Origin of the sequence: Streptomyces mangrovisoli (assembly GCF_000974985.2) — a bacterium.
Classification (GTDB): Bacteria; Actinomycetota; Actinomycetes; order Streptomycetales; family Streptomycetaceae; genus Streptomyces; species Streptomyces mangrovisoli.
In genome coordinates, this window is sequence record NZ_LAVA02000082.1 from 31,940 (window position 1) to 53,103 (window position 21,164).

13 protein-coding genes are annotated in these 21,164 nt (G+C 73.9%); 7 read left to right on the top strand and 6 right to left on the bottom strand.

Annotation, left to right across the window (positions count from 1 at the left end; translation table 11 throughout):
• Entirely contained in the window at positions 1 to 2,223 is a 2,223-nt protein-coding gene (locus WN71_RS29035) for an MMPL family transporter (protein WP_079178187.1), read from the bottom strand.
• A gap of 31 nt (positions 2,224 to 2,254) precedes the next feature.
• On the opposite strand from WN71_RS29035, the gene WN71_RS29040 reads away from it, so the two are divergent.
• Positions 2,255 to 2,785 (top strand): MarR family winged helix-turn-helix transcriptional regulator, encoded by a 531-nt coding sequence (locus tag WN71_RS29040; RefSeq protein ID WP_052743236.1) that lies wholly within the window; start codon positions 2,255 to 2,257, stop codon positions 2,783 to 2,785.
• 412 nt (positions 2,786 to 3,197) lie between these two features.
• Positions 3,198 to 5,135 (top strand): glycoside hydrolase family 5 protein, encoded by a 1,938-nt coding sequence (locus WN71_RS29045; protein ID WP_046592368.1) that lies wholly within the window; start codon positions 3,198 to 3,200, stop codon positions 5,133 to 5,135.
• Here WN71_RS29045 and WN71_RS29050 read toward each other — a convergent pair.
• Both WN71_RS29050 and WN71_RS42945 read right to left on the bottom strand, forming a co-directional pair.
• Entirely contained in the window at positions 5,074 to 5,772 is a 699-nt protein-coding gene (locus WN71_RS29050; RefSeq protein ID WP_046592369.1) for a hypothetical protein, read from the bottom strand. The genes WN71_RS29045 and WN71_RS29050 overlap by 62 nt on opposite strands.
• Positions 5,773 to 5,916: 144 nt before the next feature.
• The gene (locus WN71_RS42945; protein ID WP_046592370.1) at positions 5,917 to 8,529 is read right to left on the bottom strand and encodes a SpoIIE family protein phosphatase; all 2,613 of its coding nucleotides are present in this window, start codon (positions 8,527 to 8,529) and stop codon (positions 5,917 to 5,919) included.
• A 309-nt stretch (positions 8,530 to 8,838) separates the two neighbouring features.
• On the opposite strand from WN71_RS42945, the gene WN71_RS29065 reads away from it, so the two are divergent.
• The 5 genes from WN71_RS29065 (at position 8,839) to WN71_RS29085 (ending at position 17,653) form a co-directional block, all read left to right on the top strand.
• The gene (locus WN71_RS29065; protein WP_046592371.1) at positions 8,839 to 10,905 is read left to right on the top strand and encodes a SpoIIE family protein phosphatase; all 2,067 of its coding nucleotides are present in this window, start codon (positions 8,839 to 8,841) and stop codon (positions 10,903 to 10,905) included.
• A 291-nt stretch (positions 10,906 to 11,196) separates the two neighbouring features.
• On the top strand, positions 11,197 to 11,952 hold the full coding sequence (locus WN71_RS29070; protein ID WP_046592372.1) for an IclR family transcriptional regulator: 756 nt from the start codon (positions 11,197 to 11,199) through the stop codon (positions 11,950 to 11,952).
• A gap of 123 nt (positions 11,953 to 12,075) precedes the next feature.
• Positions 12,076 to 13,317 (top strand): PP2C family protein-serine/threonine phosphatase, encoded by a 1,242-nt coding sequence (locus tag WN71_RS29075; protein ID WP_079178189.1) that lies wholly within the window; start codon positions 12,076 to 12,078, stop codon positions 13,315 to 13,317.
• A 200-nt stretch (positions 13,318 to 13,517) separates the two neighbouring features.
• Positions 13,518 to 16,205, top strand: a complete 2,688-nt coding sequence (locus WN71_RS29080; protein WP_046592373.1) for an MGH1-like glycoside hydrolase domain-containing protein — start codon at positions 13,518 to 13,520, stop codon at positions 16,203 to 16,205.
• Positions 16,202 to 17,653 carry an alpha-amylase family protein gene (locus WN71_RS29085; RefSeq protein ID WP_046592374.1) on the top strand — a complete coding sequence of 484 codons (1,452 nt, stop codon included), beginning with the start codon at positions 16,202 to 16,204 and terminating at the stop codon, positions 17,651 to 17,653. Before WN71_RS29080 ends, WN71_RS29085 begins: the two co-directional genes overlap by 4 nt.
• A 34-nt stretch (positions 17,654 to 17,687) precedes the next feature.
• On the opposite strand, the gene WN71_RS29090 is transcribed toward WN71_RS29085, so the two are convergent.
• The 3 genes from WN71_RS29090 to WN71_RS29100 all read right to left on the bottom strand — a co-directional run bounded on the left by WN71_RS29090 (position 17,688) and on the right by WN71_RS29100 (position 21,146).
• Positions 17,688 to 18,533: an oxidoreductase gene (locus WN71_RS29090; protein ID WP_046592375.1), complete on the bottom strand. Its 846-nt coding sequence runs from the start codon at positions 18,531 to 18,533 to the stop codon at positions 17,688 to 17,690.
• Between the two features lie 130 nt (positions 18,534 to 18,663).
• Positions 18,664 to 19,905, bottom strand: coding sequence for a vWA domain-containing protein (locus WN71_RS29095; protein ID WP_046592376.1), 1,242 nt, complete (start codon positions 19,903 to 19,905; stop codon positions 18,664 to 18,666).
• Entirely contained in the window at positions 19,902 to 21,146 is a 1,245-nt protein-coding gene (locus WN71_RS29100; protein ID WP_046592377.1) for an AAA family ATPase, read from the bottom strand. Before WN71_RS29100 ends, WN71_RS29095 begins: the two co-directional genes overlap by 4 nt.
• Positions 21,147 to 21,164: the final 18 nt, after the last annotated feature.

Sequence of the window (21,164 nt, forward strand, 5' to 3'; positions counted from 1 at the left end):
TCAGCCTCCGGCGGCACCCTCGCAGGCGGCCTCTCCGGCCGCCTGCGGGTGGGCCGCGGGGGTGGGCGGGCGCAGCGGCGTGATGCGCAGCAGCCGCCGGAGCGGACCCGGGACCCACCAGTTGAGGCGCCCGAACAGGGCGACGAGGGCCGGTGCGAGGACACCGCGGATGACGGTGGCGTCCAGGATGATGCCCGCGGCCAGGCCGGTGGACAGGATCTTGACGTCGGTCTGCGGTACGCCGCCGAGCGCGACGAAGGCGAGGAAGAGGATCAGCGCGCCGGAGCTGACCAGCCGCCCGGTGTGCCCGATGCCGCGGACCACGGCCTCGTCGGTGCTGTACCCGGCGGCGTACTCCTCGTTGATGCGGGTGAGGATGAAGACCTCGTAGTCCATCGACAGCCCGAACAGCAGGGCGAAGACGGCGAGTGGCACCCACAGGGTGATCGCGCCGGTCGCGGGCGAGGAGAACAGCGAGGCCCCGTGGCCGTGTTGCCACACCAGCGTGAGCACGCCGAAGGCCGCGGCCAGCGAAAGGGCGTTCAGCAGCAGGGCCTTGACCGGCAGCCAGACGGAGTGCAGGGCACGGCTGAGCAGCAGGAACGTGACGACCACGATGACCGTGACGATGATCCACAGATTGCCGCCGTAGAGGGCGTGGAGGAAGTCGCCGTCCTGGGCGGGTGTACCGCCGACCCGGGCGCCGGGCACGGCGGCCGCCGCGTCCCGCAGCTGGGCGAGGGCGTGCTTGCCCGCGTCGGTGGTGGCGTCGGCGGGGCTCCAGGCGGCGGCGACGTGCACGCCGTCACGGCTCCAGGCCGCCGGTTCGACCACGGTGACCCCGCCCGGCGCGGTGATGCTGCCGTCCGCGGGCAGCAGGATCTCGGTGGGGCGCAGGACGCCCGCCCCGATGCCCGAGTCGGTGAGCGCCTTCAGCCCGGCGCGGGCCTCGGCGGAGGCGGTGGTGGCCTGGGCGGCGGCCAGCGGGTGGCCGAGCCGGAGGGAGAACACCGGGGCGATCAGCGCGGCCAGGAGCGCCAGCGCCCCGCAGGTGGCGGCGACCCGGTGCCGTACGACCGCCGCGGCGATCGCCGTCCACATCCGGCTCACCGTGCCCGGCGGGCGCTTGCGCGGCCATTCGAGCCGGGAGCCGGCGGCGTCCAGGATGACCGGCAGCAGGGTGATGGACACGGCCACGCTGATCAGCGGGATCAGCATGCCGGCCAGGCCGATGCTGCGCAGGAACGGCACGCTGGTCAGCGCGAGGGCCGCGAGGCTCACGGTCACCGTGATGCCGGAGAACACCACCGAACTGCCCGCCGTGGCCGCCGAGACGAGCACCGCCTCGCGGTCGCTGCGGCCCGCCGCGCGCTCCTCGCGCCAGCGCGTCACGACGAGCAGCGCGTAGTCGATGGCGACGCCCAGCCCGACCAGCGCCACGATGTTCTGCACCAGGTTGGACATGGTGGTGGCGTAGGTGAGGGAGTAGATGCCTACGAAGGTGGTCGGGATGGCGACCGCGGCGATCAGCAGCGGCAGCAGCGCCAGCAGGGAGCCGAACACGATCGCCAGCACGACCAGGGCCGCGACGCCCGCCAGGATCGTCTCCACCAGCACGCTGTTGCCGCTGTTGGAGCCGCCGGAGGCGAGCACCGAGGCGCCCGTGACGCGCAGCGGCTCCCCGCCCACCCGGGTCCCGGCCAGCGACTTCTCGAGGGCGGGCAGGGCCTTGGCGTAGGGGTCGGAACTGGTGTGGTCGGGCACCGGGTAGACGACGAGGAACGTCGTCCGCCCGTCCTTGGAGACGTACGCCGCCGCCCGGCCCGGGTCGCTCACGGCCGAGGCGGTCCGGGCCCCCGGCAGGGCGCCGCGCACCGTCCCCTCCGCCGACCGCAGCGTGTCCCGCGCGCCGGGGGACGCGAGGCCGCCCTCCGGCAGACGGGCGACCACGATCAGCGGGTCGGCCGCGCCGCCCGACCCGAACGTGCGCATGATCGTCTCGTTGGTCTCGTAGGCGGGCTGGCCCGGCAGGTCGAACGCGAACGACAGCCTGCCGCCCGACTCCGCGGCCGACACCGCGCCGGCGAGCGCGAGCACCACCCAGGCCACGATCACCGTCCAGCGGTGGGCCAGTGACCAGCGGGTGATGGCCGGCACGGGGCCGCCGCCCGCGCCTGCCACCAGGGGATCGGCGGCAGATCGCTCAGTTTCTGAGAGACTCATGGTCCGAGAATACGCCGCCTATCCTTGGCCCGTGGCAACCGACGGCATCTCTCCCGGTGAGGACCCGCGCGCATCCGCCTCCGCATCCGCTTTCGGCCCGGACCCGCGCGCGCTGCGCCGAGGACAGATCACCGACGCGCTGCGCCGCTACGGGACGGACTCCACGCGCCTCGCCCACGCGTTCGCCGCCGCGCACGAGTTGCGGCCCGCGGATCTCTTCGCGCTCGTGGCGGTCCTGACCGCCGAACGCGCGGGCGATCCGCTCACCCCGGGCGGGCTCCAGCGCCATCTGCGGCTGTCGTCCGCGGGGACCAGCTATCTGATCGACCGTCTCGAGGCCGCGGGCCACGTCCGTCGCAGCCGCGAGGACAGCGCCGACAACCGGAAGGTCCGGCTGCGCTACACCGAGGGCGGGATGCGGACCGCCCTGTCCTTCTTCGGGCCGCTGGCCGACTCCACCACGGCCGTGCTCGACGGATTCGACGACGCGGAGATCGACGTGGTCGCGCGCTTCACGGCGGCGATCGCCGACGCGATGAACGCGCACGTGGAGAATCTCTGAGGGGGCGGCTCCGCCTGGGGTCGAGTGCTGGTGCGGCGCCGTGGGGGCTGATCGCGCAGTTCCCCGCGCCCCTGGGGGGTGTGGCCTCAGGGGGCGTGGTCGGCCCGGGCATGCCGCCCCGACCACGCCCTGAAAGGGGCAGGGGGAACTGCGCGACCAGCCCCCGCGGCGCCGCAGGGGTGTGACCTCAGGGGCTTCGTCGACTCCGGCCGTGCCCCGATAGGGGCGCGGGGAACTGCGCGATCGCCCCCACCCCGCCGCGGGTGAAATACCGCTGAAACCAACGGAGTTCACCGCAGCTCGCTGGCCGTCCCCCCACCGGACACGCTACAAAGGCATGCACCCGCCACAGCACAGCCGCAGGCGCACCCGTACCCCCCACCCGCACTTCGACGCCGCCGCCGAGGAATCCATGTCCAGATTTGTCACGTACCTGACACTAGGGGCCCTGCTCGTGCTGGGTACCCCCACCGCCCGGGCCGCCACCGACGCCGCTCCCCCGGCCGCCGGCGAGCGAACGGTCGCCGCGACCGCGACCGCAGACAGCTCGGCCGCCGACGCCTCGGCCACCCGCGACTGGCAGCCCCCGCTGTCCACCCGCGGCCGCTACATCGTCGACGCCGCCGGGAACCGCTTCCGCCTCAAGGCGGCCAACTGGGACGGCGCGCAGGGCTCGTGGACCGGCAGCGGCAGCGAGAGCGACCCCGCGAACCACCACGCCGGGCAGGACTCCTACGGCATTCCGCTGGGTCTCGACCGGGCGCCGCTGGCCACCCTGCTGGCCGACTTCCACCAACTGGGCATCAACTCCGTCCGGTTGCCGTTCTCCAACGCGTTGGTCCACTCGACGACCCCCGTGCCGGACGCGGCCGTCGCCGCCAACCCGCAGCTGCGCGGGGACACCCCGCTCCAGGTCTACGACGCAGTCGTCTCCGCGCTCTCCGACAGCGGGTTCGCGGTCATCCTCAACAACCACACCAACACCTCCCGTTGGTGCTGCGGAGTCGACGGCAACGAGCGCTGGAACAGCAGCCAGACCACCCAGCAGTGGGCCGACGACTGGGTGTTCATGGCGCGCCGCTACGCCACGGTCCCCGGCGTGGTGGGCGCCGACCTCTACAACGAGGTGCGCCGCGACGTGCTGAACGACCCCAACTGGGGCTCCGGCGACGACCACGACTGGTTCGCCGCCGCCCAGCTCGCCGCCGACCGCATCCTCACCGAGGCCGACCCGAACCTGCTCATCGTCATCGAGGGCATCAACTGGACCGGCCTGCCGGTCGACGGACTGCCCCACGGACGGCCCGTGCTGACCCCCGCGCAGACCCTCTCCCACACCCTCGTCGTCAGCCACAAACTCGTCTACTCCGCGCACTTCTACGGCTACACCGGCCCCCAGCACAGCGGCGCCACCGGCATCGGGGAGACCCACGACGCGCGCTATCAGGACCTCAGCCGGACCGACCTCTACCAGGCCCTGTCGGACGAGGCGTTCTTCGTGGAGGACTCCGGCAAGCACTACACGGCACCGGTGTGGGTCAGCGAGTTCGGCATCGGCGCCGGGGAGACCAACGACGCCGCCCGCACCTGGTTCACCAACATCACCGACTACTTCGCCGACCACGACACCGACTTCGCCTACTGGCCGCTGGTCGGCTGGGAGGGCCACGACGACTGGGCGCTGCTGCGCTACGACGAGAACGGCGGACAGCACGGCATCCTCGACGACGCCGACTGGCGCGCCACCGCATGGAACCACCTCCGGTCGACCGCCGGCCTGACCGGGCCCGTCGCCGCCGTACCCGACTGGCAGATGCTCGACACCGATCACGGGGACTACGTGCAGTCGCTGCGGGTGCGGGCGCAGGGCGACTGGGACTCCGGCGCCTCCAAGGCCGTATGCCCGGACGGTCTGCGGCTCGCGGGCCTCGGCCACACCTCCGGGCGCGGGCTGTGCACCGACGTGACCGCGGGCGACCTGCGCGCCTCGGGCTCCGCGCAGACCGTCGTCACCGACGAGCGCTACGTCCCCTCGGGCGGCGACTGGGCGTCCGGCTACACCAAACTCCAGTGCCCGGCGGGGAACTTCCTCATCGGCTACAGCCACCGGGGCACGAAGGTGTCGGCCGCGCTGTGCGTGCCCGCCCGGACCACGCTGGGCACCTCGGGCCGCACGGTCTGGTTCGACCGTTCCGACAACCGGCCCAGCGGCGCCGCGGGCGCCGACTTCGCGAGCGGGGACTACAAGGGGCAGTGCGCGGACGGCGAGTACGCGGCCGGCATCGCCTTCACGACCCGGCTGGGCGCCTCCCCGGGACCGGCCGCCCTACTGTGCCGGAGTCTGACCTGAGCGGTACCGCGGACGCGGCGGCCACCGCCAACCCCACGCCGACGAGGAGGAACAGCCCGTCGCAGACCCGCAGGACGACCGTCTCGAAGCGGTGGCGGCCCGGCCGGGGCCCCAGCCGCACCGGAGCCTTGTCCTGCGGGTCCACGGTCACCCGTACCCGCGCCCCCACCGCGAGGCGGTTGCCGCCCGTGTCGAGGGCACGGCGCGGCAGACCCGCGGGCAGCGCGAGGTCGTAGGAGTACGAGGTGTCCGTACGGCCGAGGTGGGTGGCGTCCCGGTGCACGTGCTCCTGGCGCACGGTGGCCGTGACCTCGACCCCGCGCTCGCGCAGCGCCCGTGCCTCCGCGGCGAAGGTGCCGGTCACCGCGTGCACCAGGAACACGCAGGTCAGGGCCCATCCTGCGACGGCGGACCGGCCGCCGGTGGCCGCCCAGCCGGCCAGGCCGAGGACGATGGACGTGCCCAGCGCGGCGGCCGCGCACCAGGCGTCGCCGTGCGGGTAGGCCAGCCGCTCGTACCGGGTCGCGCCCAGGATCAGCAGGGCACCGAGCCCGAGGCCCGCCATCGGGGCGGCCGCTAGCAGCCGGCGGCGGGGCGTGGCGAACGCGGCGAGCGCCGCAACGAGCGTCCTGCGCACGGCGCGTCCCCCCGAAACAGCCCTGAACCACCCGGAGTCCGTGCCGCCAGGGTGGCGTACGGCGCCGCCCCGCGCCAGAGGTGCCGCTGGGTCCTCTTCGGAGGGGAGACGGCGACGGGCGCCGGAAGGAGGCGACCGCGGGGGTCAGCCAGGGATCTCCTGCTCGCTCCAGATGATCTTTCCCTCGGCCGTGTACCGGGCGCCCCAGCGGTGCGACAGCTGCGCCACGAGGAACAGGCCCCGGCCGCCCTCGTCCATGCTGCGGGCGTGCCGCAGCCGCGGCGCCGTGCTGCTGGCGTCGGCAACCTCGCAGGTCAGCCGGGAGTCGCGGAGCAGCCGTAGCCGGATCGGCGGGGCCGCGTGGCGGATCGCGTTGGTGACCAGCTCGCTGACGATGAGTTCGGTCGTCATGGCGAGTTCCGTGTAACCCCACGCCTCCACCTGCCGGGTCGCCGCCGCGCGGACCGTGGCGACGGCGGCCGGCTCCAGCGGGACGTCCCACGACACCACGTCGTCGGGGCCGAGGACGCGGGTGCGGGCCAGCAGCAGGGCGATGTCGTCGGAGTGCGGCAGCGGCACGAGCCGGCGCACCGCGGAGGTGCACAGCGTCGCGAGGTCGACGCCGGGCTCCGAGAGCGCGGCCGCGAGACGGGACATGCCGGCCTCCATGTCGCCGTCCGCGCCCTCGACGAGACCGTCGGTGTAGAGGCCGACGAGGCTGTGCTCGGCAAGTTCGATCTCGGTGGCCTCGAACGCCATTCCGCCCAGTCCGAGCGGCGGCCCGGCGGGGATGTCCGGGAAGGTCACCTGTCCGTCGGGGGTGACGACGACGGGCGGCGGGTGCCCGGCGCGGGCCATGGCGCACCGTCGGGTGACGGGGTCGTAGACGGCGTACAGGCAGGTCGCGCCGAGGAAGCCGGCCGTGCTGCGCCGGGCCGGCTCGGCCCCGGCCTCCTCGTCGCTCAACCGCATGACCAGGTCGTCGAGATGGGCCAGCAGTTCGTCCGGGGGCATCTCCATGTCGGCGAGGGTCTGTACGGCCGTGCGGAGGCGGCCCATGGTCGCCGCCGCGCCGATGCCGTGCCCGACGACGTCGCCCACCACGAGCCCCACCCGGGCGCCGGACAGCGGGATGACGTCGAACCAGTCGCCGCCGACACCTCCCGCGGTGTCCGCCGGCAGGTAGGAGGAGGCGACGTCGAGCGCGGTCCCACCGGTCAGGGCGTGCGGCAGCAGGCTGCGCTGGAGGGTGACCGCCGCCGTGTGTTCCTGGGTGTAGCGGCGGGCGTTGTCGACGCAGAGGGCGGCCCGCGCCACCAACTCCTGGGCGAGCAGCACGTCGTCGTCGGCGAAGGGGGCCTTGTTGACCGAGCGGACGAACGTCGTCAGGCCGAGCGCGGTGTTGCGGGCGCGCATGGGCACCGAGATGAGCGAGTGCAGTCCGAACTCGCGGATGCGCGCGGTGCGTTCGGGCTGCTCGGCGCCCCACAGCCCGTCGTCGGGGTCGACCACGGGAATGAGTACGGGGCCGCCGCTGAGCAGCAGGTCCAGTCCGTGCGGCGGGGGCAGGAAGGCGACCTCCTCCCCGACCCCGACGACGGCCTCGGGGCAGCCCTCGCGCACCGAGCTGAGCCCGGCCCGGCGCATCACCGGCCGGTCCGGGTCCGTTTCCCCCGGACCACCGGCAGCGTCGTCCGCCTCCCCGTCCGCTTGCTGTTGCGCTGTGCCGTCCGCTTCTCCGTCCGGATGCCGTTCCGCTTCCGGTCGCGTCCGCGCGAGCCGGTCCGGGGCCGCCCGCTCCCCGGTGCGCGGGGCTCCGGTGCGCGGGGCTCCGACGGCGTCGCCGTCCGCGCTGAGCGCCTGGTCGAGCAGGTCCACGATGACCAGGTCCGCGAACCGGGGGACGGCGAAGTCGGCCAGCTCCTGGGCGGTGCGGGTCACGTCCAGGGTGCGGCCGATGCTCATGCCGGCCTCGTTGACCAGGGAGAGCAGTCGGCGGGCGGTCCAGCGCTCGGTGATGTCGGCGACCATGTAGCACACGCCGGTGACCGAACCGCCGGCGTCCAGCAGCGGGAAGAACGAGGTCGAGTAGGCACGCTGGCGGTGCGGGTCGGCCCAGCTCCAGCCGACGTACTCGTGCTCGGTGATCGCCCGTCCGGTGGCCAGCACCTGGCGCATCAGCTCCTCGTTGTCCCGCGCCTGGAGTCCGGGCAGCAGCTCGCTCAGCGTGTGCCCGAGCCGCTGTTCCCGGGGCACCCCGCCGAAGCGTTCGAGGGTGTCGTTGAGCCAGACGTAGCGCAGCTGCGGGTCCATCACGGCCATGCCGACCGGGGCGCGGGTCAGGAATCCGTCGAGGACCGAGTCGCCCATCGTCCACTGCTGGCGCAGCTGGCGCGCCGAGATCAGGAAGCACTCCCGGCCGCCGACCGCGAAGGACGCCGAGACCCGCAGGTCGACGTCGATGGCGCGGCCGTCCCGGTGCAGCAGCGGGACCAGACCGTTCCAGCCCTGGCCGGCCCGGCAGCGGGCCGCGACCCGGGCAACGCGCGCGGGGTCCTCCGGCGGGGCGAGCAGCGGCCTGCCGGATCGGCCGACGACCTGTGCGGCCTCGTAGCCGAGAAACGCCTCGGCGCCCCGTGTCCACGCGATGACGTCGCCGTCCGCGGAGACCACCGCGGCGGCGTCCGTGGAGGCGTCGATGAACTCGCGCGGCCCCGCGGACGCGGCCGCGTCGGAACCTTCTCGCGCAGAGTCCATGGATCCCATCCTCGTCACGACCCATGGTGCTGCCAGTTCGCCCGACGCGCATGGTGCGGACCCGGGCGGGCGGCCGCCGCGCGCCCCGGTCGGGCCGCCCGCCGGGGCGCGACCCGCGGCCATGCCATGCCACGCCGCCCACAGCCCGCAGCTCGTAGCTCGCCGGACGGTGCACGGTGCACGGCGACGGCGCACGGCGTACGACCGCCCGTCGCCCGTCACACAGCCGCCGGAGCGGCGTGCGGGCAGGACCGGGGGCACGATGGAGAGGCCGGGCGGCACGAGGGTCCCGGCGGAGGAGGACCTGCGATGACGGCCGAATCCTTCGGGACCGGAGCCGGGGAGCCCGGTGCCGGGTCGCCCCGTGCGACCGGTCTGCTCGACGTCCTCAGCGTGGCCGCCGTGGTCCTGGACGCCAACGGGCGCATCGTGTTCTGGACCCCGCAGGCCGAGGAGCTGTGGGGCTACACCGCCGAGGAGGCGCTGGGCGAGTACGCGGCGCGGCTGTTCGTCCACCCCGAACACCTCAAGGCCGTGGTGAGCCTGTTCGCCGAGGTGCTCGCCACCGGGCGCAGCTGGGCCGGGGCGTTCCCCATCCGGCGCAAGGACGGCAGCACCCGGCTGACGGAGTTCCGCAACATGCGGCTGCTCGACGACCTGGGCGACGTCTACGCGCTGGGCCTCGCGGCCGACCACACCCTGCTGCAACGCGTGGAGACCGACCTCGCGCTGTGCGAGCGGCTGATCAACCAGTCGCCCATCGGTCTCGCCCTGCTCGGCCCCGATCTGCGCTACCTCCTGGTCAACCCCGCTCTGGAGCGCATCGACGGCATCCCCGCCGAGGACCACATCGGACGCGGGCTGCGCGAGACGCTGCCGTTTCCCGACATCGACACCGTCGAGTCGGCGATCCGCCAGGTGCTCACCACCGGCACGCCGCTGCTGGACCAGTACCACGTGGGCCGACCGCCGGCCGACCGCGACCACGAGCACGCCTGGTCGCTCTCGTTCTACCGGCTGGAGGACCCGGGCGGACGGGTGCTGGGCGCGGCGGTGGCGGTCGTCGACGTCACCGAGCGGCACCGCGCGGCCGCCGAGGCGGACCGGGCCAGGCGGCGCCTCGCCCTGGTCGCGGAGGCCTCGACCCGGGTCGGCACCACCCTGGAAGTGGAGCAGACCGCGCGCGAGCTGGCCGAGATCGCCACGCCCGAGCTCGCGGACGTGGTCGCCGTCGACGTCCTCGACGCGGCGCTCGCCTGCCGGCAGTCGCGCAAGCCGGACAACGGCCCGGAACTCTTCCGCGCCCTCGCCCTGAAGGCGGCCCATCCCACCGTCGCGCTGCGCGCGGCCGACCCGCCGGGCGATCTGGCGTCGTACGACGGGGACCGGCTCGTCACCCTCTGCGTGCACACCGGCCGTCCGGTGCTGGTCCGGCACGTGGGCGAGCGGGATCTGCCGCGGATCGCCCGGGACGCCGAGGGCACGGCGCTGCTCGCGCAGGCCGGTGTGCACTCCTACCTCGCGGTGCCGCTGATCGCCCACGGCGAGGTGCTCGGCGCGCTGGACCTCAAGCGGACCCGCAATCCGGTCCCCTTCGACGACGACGACGTCGTGCTGGCCGGTGAGCTGGCCAGCCGGGCGGCCGTCGCGATCGACAACGCGCGCTGGTTCCAGAGCGTGCGCAACACGGCGCTGACCCTCCAGCGCAGTCTGCTGCCCGACCATCCGCCGCACCGCACCGGTCTGGAGCTGGCGTCGCGCTACCAGCCCGCGCAGGCCACCAGCGAGGTCGGCGGCGACTGGTACGACGTCATCTCCCTCACCGACGACAAGACCGCGCTGGTCGTGGGCGACGTCATGGGCAACGGCATCGACGCCGCCGCCACCATGGGGCGGCTGCGCACCGCCACCTGTGCCTACGCCGATCTGGACCTGGATCCCGGCGATGTGCTCCAGCACCTCGACAAGATCACCTGCGATCTGGAGCACTACATCGTCACCTGCCTCTACGTCGTCTACGACCCGCGCACCCGCACGTGCCGCATCGCCAACGCCGGGCACATGCCGCCCGCGGTCTCCCGGCCCGGCAGGCCGCCCGCCCTGCTCGACCTGCCCCCGGGCGCGCCGCTCGGCGTCGGCGGGATCACCTTCGAGACCAGCACCGTCGAGCTCGGTCCGGGCGATCTGCTGGTCCTGTACACCGACGGTCTGGTGGAGACCCGGCGCGACGCCATCGACGACCGGCTCGACGCGATGCTCGGCTTCCTCGACGATCCGCGGCGTCCGCTGGAGGAGACCTGCGACCTGCTGCTGTACGGGCTGCGGCACCCCGACGACCACGACGACGTGGCGCTGCTCGTCGCCCGTGCCGTGTAGGGGTACGACGCCCCGGCCGGCCGTACGCCGCGGCGGACGGTGGCCGGTGGGCCGGGCGGACGGCGGGCCGGTGGCCGGTGAGCCGGGCGGACGGTGGCCGGTGGCCGGACGGCCGGTGGCTCCGGCCGCCCGTCCCGCCGCCTCCGTCCTGCCGCCGCCAGCCTCCCGTCTCGCCCCCGCCAGGCCCGCGTCTCGCCCATGCCGCGCCCCGTCGGGCCCGCGTCTCGTCACCGCCGCGCCCCCGCCGGGCCCCGTCTTGCCGCCGCCGGGCCCCCGGCGCAGGCTTGACCCATGGCACGCGACGGTCCCACGCTCATCGGCTCGGTCCAGCGGGCGTTCCGCCTGCTGGAGGCGATGGGGGCGCACGAGAACGGGGCGCCCGCGAAACAGCTCGCCCGTGAGACGGGACTGCCCCTGGCCACCGCCTACCACCTGCTGCGGACGCTGGTCCACGAGGGATACGCGCGCAAGCTCGACGACGGCGGGTTCATCCTCGGCGACAAGATCCAGGGACTGAACACGGCCGGCCGCGAACAGGCGCTGCTGAGCCGGGTCCGCCCGACCCTGGCCGGGCTGCGCGACGAGCTGTCGACCGCCGCGTACCTCACCTTCTACGAGGAGGGCGAGATACGGGTCGCGGAGATCGTCGACGGGCCCCGGGCGCCGCGGGTCGACCTGTGGGTGGGCTTCGAGGACGCCGGGCACGCGACCGCGCTCGGCAAGTCCGTGCTGCGCGAGCTCGACGAGGAGGCCCGCGCGGACTACCTCTCCCGGCACCACCTCGCCGACCTCACCCCGCGGACCATCACGGACCGGCCGGAGCTGCTGCGGCGGCTGGCCGACGCGCCCATGGCCCCGGCCGTCACCGATCTGGAGGAGTACGCCCTCGGGACGGTCTGTGTCGCCGTGCCGGTCTACAGCGGCTCCACCCTCGGCTCGCTCGGGGTGTCGATGCGGGCCGACCGGCTGTCCCGGCTGGAGGAGGTCCGCAGCCACCTCATGCCCGCCGCGGAGCGCGTCACGCGGAGTCTGTCGCTCAGTATCTGAAATCCCTCGGCTTGTCCGAGCGGGCCCGAACAGAGTTTCCTATGGGAAACAGACATTTCGAGCGCATGCGACGCCCGGGGGCCGCCGCATGCCGTGCCCACAGGCGAGGACTTCCGACAGCACATGAGCCAGGCCCGAGACCATGGCAGCGACCACTGGCCCGCGCGGCGCATCCGGACGGCGGCGACCGACCCGGCGGCCCCTCCCTGGATACGTGCCGCCGTGCACCTGTGCTCCGGCACCCCGGCGCTCCCCCTCCTGATCGTCCTGGCCGTCGCGGTCATCGACCTGGTCAACGGTTCGGGGCTCAGCTGGGTTCCCCTGCTCGCCGCCGCACCCGCACTCGCCGCCACCACCAGCACCCCGCGCGGGGTGCTGAGCGTGGGACTGCTGGCCGTGGCGCTGGGCGCCGCGCTCGGCACCCGCCACAACGCGCCCAGTCACGAGCTGACGATCATGCTCGCCGCCGTGGTCGCGGTGACCCTGGCCGGCGCGCTGGCCAGTTGGCTGCGCGAGCGCCGGGAACGCGTCCTGGCCGCCGTCCGGTCCGTCGCCGAGGCCGCGCAGCACGCCCTGCTCCAACCGGTGCCGACGGTCGTCGGCCCCTTCCAGGTCGCCGTGCGCTACAGCGCCGCGGCCGCCGAGGCCCGCATCGGCGGCGACCTCTACGCCCTCTTGCCCACCCCCTACGGGGTCCGGCTGATCGTCGGCGACGTGCGCGGCAAGGGCCTGCCCGCCGTCGGCACCGCCGCCCTCGTGCTCGGCGTGTTCCGTGAGGCCGCCTACGACGAGCCGGACCTGCTGGAGGTGGTCGGCCGCATCGAGCGCAGCCTCGCCCGGAACCTGGGCCCCGACGACTTCGTCACCGCCGTCGTCGCCGGCTACCCGAAGGAGGGGCGCCTGGAGGTGGTGAACTGCGGCCACGCGCCCCCGCTGCTGGTGCGGGACTCCGCCGTCGTACCGGTCGAGCCGGCCCTGCCGACCCCGCCGCTCGGCCTGCGCGGGCTGACCGGCGAGGACCCGAACCTGCATGTGCTGCCCTTCCGGGACGGCGATCAGCTGCTGCTCTACACGGACGGCGTCACCGAGGCGCGCAACCACGCCCGCGACTTCTATCCGCTCGCCGAGGGGCTCGCCCGGCATGTCTCCGACGAGCCGGTGCGGACCCTGTCCGCGCTCCACGGCGAACTCCTCGCCCATGTCGGCGGACGGCTGCACGACGACGCGGCCCTGCTCCTGCTGCGCATCCCGCACCCGGCCGGCACGTCGCTGCCCGCCGCGGGACGGCGGGGCGGCGAGCGCGACGGCCCGCGTCCCGGGACGCCGCCGCACCGCCCGGACGTGATCTTCCAGTCGGGCGGCTGACCCACGCCGCCGCCCGGCCCGCAGCCACCCCCTGACGCCCCACGCCCCGCAGGCACCCCTGCCGCCACCGTCCCGCACAACCCCGGCGCCACCGCCCCGCGCCCGTCCCTCACCCACACGGACCGCCTGACGCCGGAATCGTTGCGACCGGACGCGGGAGCGCCGAGTCTGAGGAGGGATCCGGCGCGAGAGGGCGTGCGATGACGAACGACGACGGCACGGCGGACAGGGAACGGCTGCGGCTGGCGGAGGCCGACGCGGGACAGGCGGCCTGGCGTCGCTGGGGACCGTACCTGAGCGAGCGGCAGTGGGGCACGGTCCGCGAGGACTACAGCCCCGACGGCGAGGCGTGGTCGTACTTCACCCACGACCAGGCCCGCTCGCGCGCCTACCGCTGGGGCGAGGACGGCATCGCGGGCGTCAGCGACGACAAGCAGCGCCTGTGCTTCGCGCTCGCCCTGTGGAACGGCCGCGACCCCATCCTCAAGGAGCGGATGTTCGGCCTCACCAACGCCGAGGGCAACCACGGCGAGGACGTGAAGGAGTACTGGTTCCACCTCGACTCCACGCCCACGCACTCGTACATGAAGTACCTCTACAAGTACCCGCAGAACGCCTTCCCCTACGAGGACCTGCTCGCCACGAACCGCTCCCGCGGGCGGGACGAGTTCGAGTACGAGCTCCTCGACACGGGCGTCTTCGACGAGGACCGCTACTTCGACGTCTTCGTGGAGTACGCGAAGGCGGGACCCGAGGACCTGCTGGTCGAGATCACCGCGCACAACCGGGGCCCGGACGACGCCGACCTGCATCTGCTGCCGACCCTGTGGTTCCGGCACACCTGGTCCTGGGCGGGCGGCACGGCGGTGCCGAGCCTCGGCCTGGAGCCCGGGGCCGTGCGCGCCGACCACGAGGAGCTGGGCACCCGCCGGCTCTACTTCTCCGGCGCGAGCGAGGTCCTGTTCACCGGCAACGAGACCAACGACGAGCGGATCTTCGGCACCCCGAACGCGACGCCGTACGTCAAGGACGGCATCGACCGCTGCGTGGTGCACGGCGAGCGGGACGCCGTCGACCCCGGCCACACCGGTACCAAGGCCGCCGTCCACCACCGGCTCACCGTGCCCGCCGGAGGCAGCGCCACGGTCAGGCTGCGGCTCACCGACACCGCTGTCGGCGACGCCTTCGCCGACTTCGAGGAGATCTTCCAGGTGCGCCGCGCCGAGGCCGACGTGTTCTTCGAGGGCGTCGTGCCGGACACCCTCGGCGAGGACGAGCGGCGGCTCGTGCGGCAGGCGCTCGCCGGGATGCTGTGGAGCAAGCAGTACTACTACCTGGACGTCGAGCGCTGGCTCGCGGAGCACGGCGCCGACCCGCTGGCCGCCGACCCCCGGCTGCGCAACAGCGCCTGGTTCCACATGGTCAACGACGAGGTCATGTCGATGCCGGACACCTGGGAGTACCCCTGGTTCGCGGCCTGGGACCTCGCCTTCCACACCATCGCCCTGTCCATGGTCGACATCGGGTTCGCCAAGTCCCAGCTGGAACTGCTGCTGCGCCGCCTGTATCTGCACCCCAACGGGCAGATCCCGGCGTACGAATGGAACTTCGGCGACGTCAACCCGCCCGTGCACGCGTGGGCCGTGCTGTTCGTGTACGAGCTGGAGAAGCACCGCACCGGGCGCGGGGACCGCGTGTTCCTGGAGAACGCCTTCCACAAACTGACCAAGAACTTCGCCTGGTGGCTCAACCGCAAGGACGCCGACGGCAACAACGTCTTCCAGGGTGGCTTCCTCGGCCTGGACAACATCGGCGTCTTCGACCGCAGCGCCCCGCTGCCCACCGGCGGCAGCCTCGACCAGGCCGACGGCACCGCGTGGATGGCCCTCTACTGCCAGAACCTGCTGGAGATCGCCGTCGAGCTCGCCGTGGACAACCCGGTCTACGTCGAGCAGGCACAGACGCTCTTCGAGCACTTCGCGTGGATCGCCGTCGCCGCCAACCGCATCGGCAAGCACAACACCTCGCTGTGGGACGAGGACGACGGCTTCTTCTACGACGTGCTGCGGCTGCCCGACGGCGGCGCGACCCGGCTGAAGGTGCGCTCCATGGTCGGCCTGATCCCGCTCGCCGCGACCAGCGTGGTGGGCGGCTGGACCGACCGGCGCTTCCCCGAACTCGTCAGCGGCGCCAAGGACTTCATCGAGCGGCATCCGGCCGTGGCCGACCTCGTCGCCTCCCGCGGCGGACTCCGGCCGGGCGAGGACGGGCGGCATCTGTTCGCGCTCTTCGACAAGGAGCGGCTGCGGCGGATCCTGCACCGGATGCTCGACGAGGACGAGTTCCTCGGACCGCACGGCATCCGCTCCCTGTCGAAGTACCACGCGGACCACCCGTACACCTTCGACGTGCACGGCCAGAGCTACGGCGTCGGCTATCTGCCCGCCGAGTCCGACTCGGGGATGTTCGGCGGCAACTCCAACTGGCGCGGCCCGGTGTGGTTCCCGGTCAACATCCTCCTGCTGCGGGCCCTGTTGAACCTGCACGCGTACCACGGCGACGACTTCACCGTGGAGTGCCCGACCGGTTCGGGGCGGCAGCTGACCCTGTACGAGGTCGCCCGTGAGATCTCCGACCGGCTCACCTCGACCTTCCTGAAGGACGCCGACGGCCACCGCCCGGTGCACGGCGCGCAGCCCAAGTTCGCCAAGGACCCGCACTGGAAGGACCTGATCCTCTTCCACGAGTACTTCCACGGCGACAACGGCGCGGGCCTCGGCGCCTCGCACCAGACCGGCTGGACGGGCCTCGCGGCGGTCACCGCCACCCTGTTCCATGTCGTCGGCTCGGGCGACTGGGGCGCGCTGCGCGAGGAGCCGCTGTCATGACCGTCATCTACGAGATCAACACCCTGCTCTGGCTGGGCGAGTTGACCGCCCGCTACGGCCACCCGGTCACCCTGGGCGAGGTGCCGGGCGAGGTGTGGGACGAGGTCGCGCGGCCCGGCGTGGACACCGTGTGGCTCATGGGTGTGTGGGAGCGCAGCCCGGCCGGTCTGGAGATCGCCCTCGGCAACGAGGAACTGCTCTCCTCCTTCCGGCAGGCGCTGCCCGGCCTGACCACGGCCGACATCGCCGGATCGCCGTACTGCGTACGCGACTACGTCGTCGACGCGCGGCTCGGCGGGCCCGCGGGGCTGGCCGTGGCGCGCGGTGAACTCGCCGCGCGCGGGCTGCGGTTGATCCTCGACCTGGTGCCCAACCATGTGGCCCCCGACCATCCGTGGCTGACCAGACGCCCGTCGTGCCTGGTCCAGGGCACCGCCGACGACCTCGCCCGCGACCCCGGCGGCTTCCTCGAGGTCGGCGGCCGGGTCTTCGCACGCGGCCGGGACCCCTACTTCCCGGCCTGGCCGGACGTGGTGCAGCTGGACGCCTTCAGCGACGACCTGCGCGAGGCCCTCGTCGACACGTTGGTCTCGATCGGCGACCAGGCCGACGGCGTGCGCTGCGACATGGCGATGCTGCTGATGAACGACGTCTTCGCGAAGACCTGGGGGGACCGGGCCGGGGACGCCCCGGTGGAGGACTTCTGGCCGTACGTCATCCCCCGCGTCCGCGCACGCCATCCGGAGATGCTGTTCGTCGCCGAGGCGTACTGGGACCTCGAATGGGCGCTCCAGCAGCAGGGGTTCGACCACTGCTACGACAAGCGGCTCTACGACCGCCTGGTGAACGAGGACGCCGCCGCCGTCCGCGGGCATCTCCAGGCGGGGCTCGACTACCAGCGCGGCCTCGTGCGCTTCCTGGAGAACCACGACGAGCCCCGGGCCGCCGCCGTCCTGCCGGGCGCGCGGGAGCGCGCGGCGGCCGTCGCCGTCGCCACCCTGCCCGGCGCCACCCTCTGGCACGAGGGCCAGTTCGAGGGGCGCCGGGTGCGGGTGCCGGTGTTCCTCTCCCGGCGGCCCGAGGAGCCGGCCGACGAGTCGCTGCGCGCCTTCCACGACCGGCTGGTCGCGGCGGTCGCGCCCGTGCGGACCGGCGACTGGCGTCCGCTGGACGTCACGGGGTGGCCGGACAACGAAACCCACCGCGATCTGCTCGCCTGGTGCTGGGAGAACGGCCCGGAGCGCACCCTGGTGGTCGTCAACTTCGCGGACCACCCGTCCCAGGGGCGGGTCGGTCTCCCCTTCGACGATCTGCGCGGCCGCGAGTGGACCCTGTCCGGTCTGCTGGACGACTCGGTCTACGCCCGCTCGGGCGACGAACTGGCCCAGTCCGGCCTGTTCGTGTCGCTCGAACCGTGGCACTGGCACGTGCTGTCGGTCCACGGCTGATGCCGGACGGACCACGGCTGACGGGACGGGACGGTCACGGGGTGTCGAAGTCCGTGGCGCGGGAGACCTTCTCCCACGCCACCAGCTCGGCGCGCATCGCGTCCAGATGCCCGGCGATGGCGTCCACCGCGTCGCCGCCGAGGGCGAGTCGCAGCGGGGGGTGCTCGGCGTCCAGGGCCTCGCGGATCGCCGCGGCGGCCTTCGCCGGGTCCCCGGGCTGGCTGCCGTCGCCGCCCCGCACCATCCTGCGGGTGGCGCCGGCCGTCTCCGCGTACGCCGGGTGCTCGGTGGAGAAGTAGGCCGCGTTCGAGCCGAACAGATTGGTGCGGAAGGCACCGGGCTCCACGATCAGCACCTTGATGCCGAACGGCGCGACCTCGTCGGCGAGCGCCTCCGACAGCTGTTCCAGGGCCGCCTTCGTCGCGCTGTAGGCGGAGAACCCGGCGAAGGACAGCTGTCCGCCGAGGCTGCTGATGTTCACGATCGATCCGCTGCCGCGCTCGCGCATCCCCGGCAGCAGCGCGCGGGTCAGCCGGGCCGGGCCGAACACGTGCACCTCGAACAGGTCGCGCAGTTCGGCGTCGGTGGTCTCCTCGAACGCGCCGACCTGCGTGCGTCCGGCGTTGTTCACCAGCACGTCCACCCGGCCGTGACGGGCCAGGACCTCGGCGGCCACCGCGTCGATCCGCCCGCCGTCGGTGACGTCCAGGCCGACCGCCTCGACCCGCCCGGGGTGCGCGGCCGCCAGCTCCGCCAACGCCTCGGGCCGCCGGGCCGTGCCGATCACCGTGTCACCCGCGGCGGCCGCGGCCTCCGCGAGGGCCCGCCCGAACCCGCTGCTCGCCCCGGTGATCAGCCAGACCTTGCCGTTCTCGGACATCCGATTCGTCTCCCTCGTCAGCCGCCGGGCGGGACGCCCCCGTCCGCGGCCATCATCCTTCGCCGGGCCCCGCGACGCTGTCCACGACATTTCATGACTCGGACAGGGGCGTACGGAATCACCGGTTCCGCTAGCCGATGCCCACGACGCGTGCCCAGTCCGGTGGGGTGTCGGGCACGTAGTCCGGGTCCTCCTCGTTCCACGACGTCGTACGGTCGTCCCGCCGGAACAGGCCCACCACCGTGCGGCACGGCGGGCGGGCGGCGGGCCAGGGGGTCTGGCCGTCGGTCAGCGCCACGACGACGTCGGGGGCGGGCCGGGACCGCAGGGCCTTGGCGAAGCCGGTGCGCAGGTCCGTGCCGCCACCACCGATCAGCGGAATGCCCCCGGCGTGGCACAGGGAGTGGGCGACACGGGCCGCCGCGTCGCACGGCACCACGGTGACGAGGTCGCGCCGGCCGCCCAGGGCCCGTGCGATCGCCGCCACTTCGAGCAACGCGCTGCCCAACTCGGTGTCGCTGACCGAGCCGGACGTGTCGATGACGACGCTGACGCGGGGCGGACGGCGGCGCAGGCTGGGCAGCACGACGCCCGGGAGGCCCGCCGCGCGGCGGGCCGGGCGGCCGTAGGTGTAGTCCTCGCCGACGCCGGGCGCGGCGGCCGCGGACCGGAGGGCGGCGCCCAGCAACTCCCGCCACGGCTGCGGCGGGTGGAAGGCCTCCTCGGCCCAGCGGCGCCAGCCCTCCGGGGCGTCTCCCGGGCGCCCGGTGATGCCCTGCGCCACCCGGAACCGCACCGCGTCACGTTCCTGCTCGCTCAGGCCGTGCGCGCCGTCGGGCCCGAGCTCCCACTCGCGGGCCAGGCCGTCGGCGCCGCCGCCGCAGTCCAGCCAGGCCAGTTCCTGGGTGCGCGGGCCCAGGGTGAACAGGCGCAGGTAGTCCTCCATGAGCATGCCCTCGGGCAGCAGCAGGGCCGCGGGGTCGACCGCGCCGGCGGGCCGGACGAGTCCGTCGCCGTAGATGTCGTCGTTGATCTCGCAGTCGGCGGCGATGTTGATGCGCAACCGTTCGCCGGGCCCGGTCAGCCCGCGTTCCCTGGCGACCCGGTCGCCGCGCCCGTGGTGGTCGCGCAGCAGGTGGGACACCTCGTGCACCCACACCCCGGCGAGGTCGGTCACACAGGTGCGGTCCACGAAGGCCGGGGAGACGTAGCAGCGCCAGTGCCGGTCGACGGCCATCGTCGGCACCTGCCGGGACTCCACCGTGTGCAGGGCGAACAGCGCCGTCGCGAGGTAGGGGCGGGCGCGGGCGGCGTGCAGGCGGGCGGTGAACAGCTTGTCCTCGTCCAGCGCGCGCGGCGCGGGTACCGTCATCGGCTCGCCCGGGCGGTGAGCGCCGCGGCCCGCGTGCCCGCCCGGTCCGCGCCCCGGGAGACCGCCACGACCCCGGCGAGCCGCTCCATGGCGGCCGGTACGGCCCAGTCCTCGCGGCGCAGCGTGGCGAGGGTGGTGGCGGGCACGACCAGGAGGTCGGGGGCGCCGGTCTCCACGGCGCGCACCAGCAGGGACCAGGCGGCGTCCCAGCGGGCCTTCTCCGGCCGCTTGCGGACCGCGTCCACCACGGCGTCGAGGGCGGCCTGGCGCAGGTCCCCGCGTTGCGGCAGCTCGGCGCACTCCGGTTCAGCGAGCAGCAGTTCGGGGTCGGGCAGGTCCATCCGGTCGAGCGCGGCGAGCAGTTCGAGGCCGGGGCCGTCCCCGACGGTGCCGCGCACGAGCAACGCGAGCACGTCCCGGGATGCCTTGGCCGCGGTCGCGAAGGCGATCAGGCACAGGGCCATCTCCCAGCTGCGCGGGGACGGCCAGGCGCCGCCGCGCCGGGTCTCGTCGGAGGGCAGCCGGTGCACGAGCGCGGGGCGCGCGGCGAGCAGGCCGGTCACGGCGCGGCGGGCCCGGTCCACGGCCTGGGGGAGCGCGTCGGCGTCGAGCCGGGGCAGGGCCGCCCGGGGCCAGGTCCCGCCGAGGCCCCGTACGACGACGTCGTGGTCGTGGGTCCAGCGCAGGTGCACGAAGCGGTTGGCGAGCGGCGGGCTCAGCTCCCAGCCGTCGGCGGCCGAGGCCCGCGGGTTGGCCGCGGCCACGATCCGCACACCGGGCGGCAGTTGGAGGGCGCCGATGCGCCGTTCGAGCACCAGCCGCAGCAGGGCGGCCTGTACGGCGGGCGGCGCGGTGGACAGTTCGTCGAGGAAGAGCAGTCCGCGGCCGGCCCGGACCAGGCGTACGGCCCAGTCGGGCGGGGCCATCGGCACGCCCTGGCGCGCCGGGTCGTCGCCGATGACGGGCAGCCCGGAGAAGTCGGAGGGTTCGTGCACGCTGGCGATGACCGTGGTGAGCGGGAGGTCCAGGGTGTCGGCGAGCTGGGTCAGGGCGGCGGTCTTGCCGATGCCCGGCTCACCCCACAGCAGCACGGGCAGGTCGGCGGCGACGGCGAGGGTCAGGGCGGTCAGCTGGTCGTCGGGCCGGTCCTCGGTGCCGGTGTCCCGCAGGAGGGCCAGCAGGGCGTCGGCGACGTCGAGTTGGGAGGCGCGGAGGGAGTCGGACGAGGTGCGTGTGGGCATGGGTGATCACCTTTGGGG

What these genes read in the sequence shown, in the direction of transcription:
- WN71_RS29075 (WP_079178189.1), top strand. Translation starts at nt 12,076, where the DNA reads ATGAGCCAGGCCCGAGACCATGGCAGCGACCACTGGCCCGCGCGGCGC.
- WN71_RS29045 (WP_046592368.1), top strand. Translation starts at nt 3,198, where the DNA reads ATGTCCAGATTTGTCACGTACCTGACACTAGGGGCCCTGCTCGTGCTG.
- WN71_RS29070 (WP_046592372.1), top strand. Translation starts at nt 11,197, where the DNA reads ATGGCACGCGACGGTCCCACGCTCATCGGCTCGGTCCAGCGGGCGTTC.
- WN71_RS29035 (WP_079178187.1), bottom strand. Translation starts at nt 2,223, where the DNA reads ATGAGTCTCTCAGAAACTGAGCGATCTGCCGCCGATCCCCTGGTGGCA.
- WN71_RS29065 (WP_046592371.1), top strand. Translation starts at nt 8,839, where the DNA reads ATGACGGCCGAATCCTTCGGGACCGGAGCCGGGGAGCCCGGTGCCGGG.
- WN71_RS29090 (WP_046592375.1), bottom strand. Translation starts at nt 18,533, where the DNA reads ATGTCCGAGAACGGCAAGGTCTGGCTGATCACCGGGGCGAGCAGCGGG.
- WN71_RS42945 (WP_046592370.1), bottom strand. Translation starts at nt 8,529, where the DNA reads ATGGACTCTGCGCGAGAAGGTTCCGACGCGGCCGCGTCCGCGGGGCCG.
- WN71_RS29100 (WP_046592377.1), bottom strand. Translation starts at nt 21,146, where the DNA reads ATGCCCACACGCACCTCGTCCGACTCCCTCCGCGCCTCCCAACTCGAC.
- WN71_RS29095 (WP_046592376.1), bottom strand. Translation starts at nt 19,905, where the DNA reads ATGACGGTACCCGCGCCGCGCGCGCTGGACGAGGACAAGCTGTTCACC.
- WN71_RS29080 (WP_046592373.1), top strand. Translation starts at nt 13,518, where the DNA reads ATGACGAACGACGACGGCACGGCGGACAGGGAACGGCTGCGGCTGGCG.
- WN71_RS29085 (WP_046592374.1), top strand. Translation starts at nt 16,202, where the DNA reads ATGACCGTCATCTACGAGATCAACACCCTGCTCTGGCTGGGCGAGTTG.